Origin of the sequence: Dongia sp. (assembly GCF_041906375.1) — a bacterium.
Classification (GTDB): Bacteria; Pseudomonadota; Alphaproteobacteria; order Dongiales; family Dongiaceae; genus Dongia.
In genome coordinates this window covers 1-5,450 of record NZ_JAYRJJ010000015.1, presented here as the reverse complement: position 1 = coordinate 5,450, position 5,450 = coordinate 1, and the positions used below count along the sequence as shown (strand labels likewise).

The window sequence follows — 5,450 nt, the reverse complement described above, 5'->3', positions numbered from 1 at the left end:
GTCCTGGTCTCGCGCCTGCGCAAGAAGCTGGGCTCGCTCGGCGCCGACATCAACCTCCATACCGTGCGCGGCGTCGGCTACATGGTGATGGATACCGCCGCCTGATATCCGCCCAAACCGATATCGCCCCAACTGGACCTGATGCCGTAACGGGCGTTAGATAGACCCCATGCCCCGTACCGGCTCATCGCTGCAATCCCGCCTCACCGTGCGCCTGCTCGGTGTGTTCATCTTCGCCTTTCTGTTGACCGGACTTGCCACCTTCCTGCTGTCGCGTGCCGATGACAGCGAATTGCCGACCGACAGCCTGCTCGCCGATATCGAGATGATCGCGCCGACCATCACGCGTTCGGCCGACGGCGCCTGGCAGGTCGACGGTCAGTCGCTGGGCAAGGAGGTCGCCTATGTGCTGCGCCAGCCCGACGGTACGGAGATCCTGCGCGGCGGCAGCAAGGAGGCGCTGAAGGCCATCGTCGGCATGTCGGCGGCCAAAAGTGTCATCGGCATGCCGGAAGGCACCTTCAACCTGGCCTGGCGCATCGACCACGCCACTGAGGACAACATCTACCTCATCGCCGTGGTGCGCCTGGTGGACGGCCTGCCCGTGATCCTGGAGGCGGCGGAAGTCGATACGCCGACCGATTCCGGCCTTTATGCGCTCGCTTATGAATGGCTGGGCGAATTCGTGCCGGTGGGCGTGCCGTTGCTCCTCACCCTGGTGCTAGCCCTCACTCTGTCATTGCGCTCGGCCCTGCGCCCGCTTGAGCGCCTGCGCCGCCTGGCGGCGCGGATCGGGCCGCAGCAAACCGGCCTGCGCCTGCCGACCGAGGATCTGCCGGCGGAACTGCAATCGCCGGTGCTGGCCATCAACCGCGCGCTCGACCGGCTCGATCACGGCTTCCAGGCGCAGCGCGATTTCCTGGCCGATGCCGCGCATGAATTGCGCACACCGCTCGCCATCCTGTCCGCCCATCTCGATACGCTGCCGCGCAGCCAGGGCGCCGATGCCTTGAAAAGCGATGTCGAGCGCATGACGCGCCTGGTCAATCAGCTGCTGCTGGTGGCGCAGTTGGAATCGCTCACCATCGACCCCAACGAGACAGCGGATCTCGCCGATATCGCCATCGACCTCGCCACGCTCTTTGCCCCGCTCGCCATCCGCCGCCACCGCAGCGTCGGCGTCACCGGCGCCGAACAGCCGGTGATCGTGCGCGGCAACCGGGATGCCATCCACCAGGCGCTGCGCAACCTCGTCGAAAACGCCCTGCGCTTCACCCCGCCCGAGACCGAGGTCGAAATCAGCGTCGATCGGGAAGGCGGCGTCAGCGTCAGCGACCATGGACCCGGCGTGCCGCCGGAGGAACGGGAAGTCCTCTTCCGCCGCTTCTGGCAAGGCGAACGGCGCAAGGCACGCGAGATCCCGGGTCGCGATAGCAGCAGCGGCGGTGCCGGCCTCGGCCTCGCCATCGCCCAGCGACTTGCCGAAACCCATGGCGGTTCCTTGCGCATCAGCGACAATCCCGGCGGCGGCGCCCGCTTCACCCTGATGCTGCGCAAGGCCGAAGGCGCGGCGCCGACAGCGCTGCCCTCGATCCGGGCCGCTTCCTAGACGTGTGCCAATCTACCTGTTGCGGAAGGCCTCGGGGGCGCTGGGAACCTGCTGTCGATTGCCCAGATCAATTTCCAGGCTCGTCTTCTTGTTGTCGAGAACGGCACCGACGACAAAGGAACCCCAGGCCCACACTTGCAATCGCGCCTCGCCATTCACTGGCATCACAGTGACCACATCGGGCTTGAAGGTTGGATGCAGATGAAATTCGACCGGGCCGCTGATTGGCTGCGCCGGATTGGTCGAACGAACGTGAAGTTTGATCTGGTACCAATTGGGATCAGAACCTCCGATGACTTCGGCGGAAATGAAGCGGTCGTTTGCCGAAGGCTGGCCGCCAAATCGGCTAAAATTCGGATCGATCCCTTCCAGCCCTGGTTTCCCATGCCCTTCTTCGAGAGCGATCTTGGCGATCTTGCTGCCTTCCTGATTCTCTTCGCGGGCGCTTGTACCGACTAGTTTCGGCATTGCGGCGGCTTCTTCCTTCGCCTCTTTCGCAATTTCCTGCGCCTGACCGGCAGCGGCCTTGGCTTCCTTGACCTCTTCCTTCAGACGGGAGACCTCCAGAACGTTTGCGATCTTAAGGCTAGATAAAGTTGGCCAGAGCAGTAGGACTAGGCCGGCACCAAGAAAGAGTTTATCGAACTCGTCGAACACCACCGGATCGGTCCTAATCCCAAGACGCTGGAGGAAATTGCCCGCATAGAGACAGAGCGTCGCGAACACCATCGCTCCGCCCGCTATTTGCAGAATTCTCTCCAGGAGGTTGGACCCGTTCTGCGATCCATTTGCCATGACCGCCACCCTTCGCTTGGTATTGCCGGCACGTGGCATCTCTATACCACACGACCTATGGCTGAGTAAGTCGGGCATTTGTCACCTTAAGTAGTCCAGAGCCGCTTTCCCGGCCATCGCCTTGACATGGAAGGGAATCCCCCTAAAGTCCGCCCGTTCCGGGCCTTTTTTGGTCCGGATGCACCCAAAACAACGACTTTCAAGGGTATCATGCTGACGATCACGCTGCCGGATGGGGCAAAGCGCGAGTTCCCCGGTCCGGTGACCGGCGCGGAACTGGCCGCCTCCATCGGCCCCGGCCTTGCCAAGGCCGCCTTGGCCATCAAATTCGACGGCAAGGTCCGCGACCTTGCCACCGTCATTGCCGCCGACGCCAAGGTCGAGATCGTCACCCGAACTTCCGCCGACGCGCTGGAACTGCTGCGCCACGATTGCGCCCATGTGATGGCCGAAGCCGTGCAGGAGCTTTATCCCGGCACGCAGATCACCTTTGGCCCCTCCACCGAGACCGGCTTCTATTACGACTTCTTCCGCAACGAGCCTTTCACGCCGGAGGATTTCGCCGCCATCGAGAAGAAGATGAAGGAGATCGTCGACCGCGACGAAACCATCACGCGCGAAATCTGGACGCGCGACCAGGCGGTCGAATATTTCAAGACCATCGGCGAACGCTTCAAGGCGGAATGGATCGGCGAGATCCCGGCCGATGAGGACATCTCCATCTATCGCCAGGGCAAGTGGCTCGACCTCTGCACCGGCCCGCATCTCCCCTCGACCGGCAAGCTCGGCAAGGCCTTCAAGCTGATGAAGGTGGCCGGCGCCTATTGGCGGGGTGACGCCAACAATCCGCAGCTGCAGCGCGTTTACGGCACCTGCTGGGCGGATGAAAAACAGCTCGCGGCCTATCTCCTGCAGCTCGAGGAAGCGGAAAAGCGCGACCATCGCCGCTTGGGTCGCGAAATGAACCTGTTCCACCAGCAGGAAGAAGCGGTGGGCGCCATCTTCTGGCATCCCAAGGGCTGGCGGCTCTATCGGAAGCTGGAGAGCTATATCCGCCGGCGCCTGGAGACCAACGGCTATCAGGAAGTGAAGACGCCGCAGATCCTCGACCGCTCCTTCTGGGAAAAGTCGGGGCATTGGGAAAAGTTCCGCGAGGCGATGTTCGTCATTCCCGATGACGAGAATCCGGAAAAGCAGCTGGCCCTCAAACCTATGAACTGCCCGGGCCATGTGCAGATCTTCCGCCAGGGCATCAAGAGCTATCGCGATCTGCCGATCCGCTTGGCGGAATTCGGCGCCTGCCATCGCAACGAACCCTCCGGGGCGCTCCATGGCATCATGCGTGTGCGCGCCTTCACCCAGGACGATGCGCATATCTTCTGCACCGAGGACCAGATCGTCGACGAAACCAAGGCCTTCTGCGACTTCCTGCTCTCGGTCTACAAGGATTTCGGCTTCGAAGAAGTCATGGTCAAATTCTCCGACCGGCCGGAGAAGCGGGCCGGCGCCGATTCGACCTGGGACAAGGCGGAAGACGCCCTGAAGACCGCGACCACCGCCGCGGGCCTCACCTTCACCCTCAATCCCGGCGAAGGCGCCTTCTATGGCCCGAAGCTGGAATTCGTGCTGCGTGACACCATCGGCCGCGACTGGCAGTGCGGCACCCTGCAATGCGATTTCGTGCTGCCGGAACGCCTCGACGCCGCCTATATCGGCGAGGACGGGCAGAAGCATCGCCCGGTCATGCTGCATCGCGCCATCTTTGGCTCGCTGGAGCGATTCGTCGGCATTCTGATCGAACACCATGCCGGCAAGTTCCCGCTCTGGCTGGCGCCGACGCAAGCGGTGGTATGCTCCATCGTCTCCGACGTCGAGCCCTATGCCAAGACCGTCGCCAAGAAGCTGCAACAGGCCGGCCTTACAGTCGACACGGATTTCCGCAACGAGAAGATCAATTACAAGGTCCGCGAGCATTCCCTGGCCAAGACGCCCGTCATCATCGCGGTCGGCAAGCGCGACGAGGAAGGCGGCACCGTGGCAATCCGCCGCCTCGGCGAGGAAGGACAGAAAACCTTCAGCCTCGACGAAGCCGTGGCCCTGCTGAAGGCCGAGGCGCGCTCGCCGCTCGACCGCAATGACTGAGCGGAAACGCGTCCCGGAACGGCAGCTTGCCGAATTGAGGGTTTCTTTGCCATAATGCCCATCAACCACCCGTCGATCGATCCGATCGGCGGGTGCGCTGCCTTAGAGGGCAGCCTTGCGCCAGCACTCTGGCAAACCACTAAGAGGAGAAGACCATAGCTAGGTTCCCGTCCCAAGAAGCCGCGCCCACCCAGGACAAGGGCCCCCGCGTCAATCACCAGATCAATGTGCGCGAAGTGCGCCTGGTCAAAGAAGACGGCGAGATGCTCGGCGTCGTATCGACCAGAGATGCGCTCAACATGGCGGCCGAAGTCGGCCTCGATCTGGTCGAGATTTCGCCCACCGCGGTCCCGCCGGTCTGCAAGATTCTCGATTACGGCAAGTTCAAATACGAAGCGCAGAAGCGCAAGAACGAAGCCAAGAAGAAGCAGAAGGTGATCGAGGTCAAAGAGATCAAGATGCGCCCGGGCATCGAGGAGCATGATTACGAAGTGAAGATGCGCGCGATCAAGAGCTTCCTTGAGGAAGGCGACAAGGTGAAGGTCACCATGCGCTTCCGCGGCCGTGAGATGATGCACCAGGAACTGGGCATGAAAGTGCTCGACAAGGTGCGCACCGAGCTCGACGAACTGATCAAGGTGGAATCCCACCCCAAGCTCGAAGGCCGCCAGATGATCATGACCATCGCGCCGAAGTAAGAGCGCGCCGAATTCCCGGTGTCATGCGCGGGCATGATGCCGTAACGACTGACAACGCGCCCTCCAGGAGTGGCGCGTTGTTTCTTTTAGCGGAAGAAGGGGGGCCCATGCTGGCCAAACGAAAACTGGGTCGCCAAGGTCTCGAGGTTTCGTGCCTGGGCCTGGGTTGCATGGGCATGAGCCAGTCATACGGCCCGGCCGACGAG

At 62.3% G+C, this 5,450-nt stretch carries 4 protein-coding genes; 3 read left to right on the top strand and 1 reads right to left on the bottom strand.

Annotation, left to right across the window (positions count from 1 at the left end; genetic code table 11):
• The first annotated feature begins 169 nt into the window (after window positions 1–169).
• Window positions 170–1,609: a sensor histidine kinase gene (locus tag ACE3OA_RS20970; protein WP_374314491.1), complete on the top strand. Its 1,440-nt coding sequence runs from the start codon at window positions 170–172 to the stop codon at window positions 1,607–1,609.
• Window positions 1,610–1,621: 12 nt separating this feature from the next.
• Here the strand turns inward: ACE3OA_RS20970 and ACE3OA_RS20965 are convergent, their stop codons facing one another.
• Window positions 1,622–2,404, bottom strand: a complete 783-nt coding sequence (locus ACE3OA_RS20965; protein WP_374314489.1) for a pYEATS domain-containing protein — start codon at window positions 2,402–2,404, stop codon at window positions 1,622–1,624.
• 210 nt (window positions 2,405–2,614) lie between these two features.
• Between ACE3OA_RS20965 and thrS the strand changes: the two genes are divergently transcribed.
• Window positions 2,615–4,546 carry a threonine--tRNA ligase gene (gene thrS / locus ACE3OA_RS20960; protein ID WP_374314487.1) on the top strand — a complete coding sequence of 644 codons (1,932 nt, stop codon included), beginning with the start codon at window positions 2,615–2,617 and terminating at the stop codon, window positions 4,544–4,546.
• A 155-nt stretch (window positions 4,547–4,701) separates the two neighbouring features.
• Window positions 4,702–5,244 carry a translation initiation factor IF-3 gene (gene infC, locus ACE3OA_RS20955; RefSeq protein WP_374314531.1) on the top strand — a complete coding sequence of 181 codons (543 nt, stop codon included), beginning with the start codon at window positions 4,702–4,704 and terminating at the stop codon, window positions 5,242–5,244.
• Window positions 5,245–5,450 lie beyond the last annotated feature (206 nt).

Coding starts and splice junctions, on each gene's coding strand:
- ACE3OA_RS20970 (WP_374314491.1), top strand. CDS start 170: ATGCCCCGTACCGGCTCATCGCTGCAATCCCGCCTCACCGTGCGCCTG.
- ACE3OA_RS20965 (WP_374314489.1), bottom strand. CDS start 2,404: ATGGCAAATGGATCGCAGAACGGGTCCAACCTCCTGGAGAGAATTCTG.
- thrS (WP_374314487.1), top strand. CDS start 2,615: ATGCTGACGATCACGCTGCCGGATGGGGCAAAGCGCGAGTTCCCCGGT.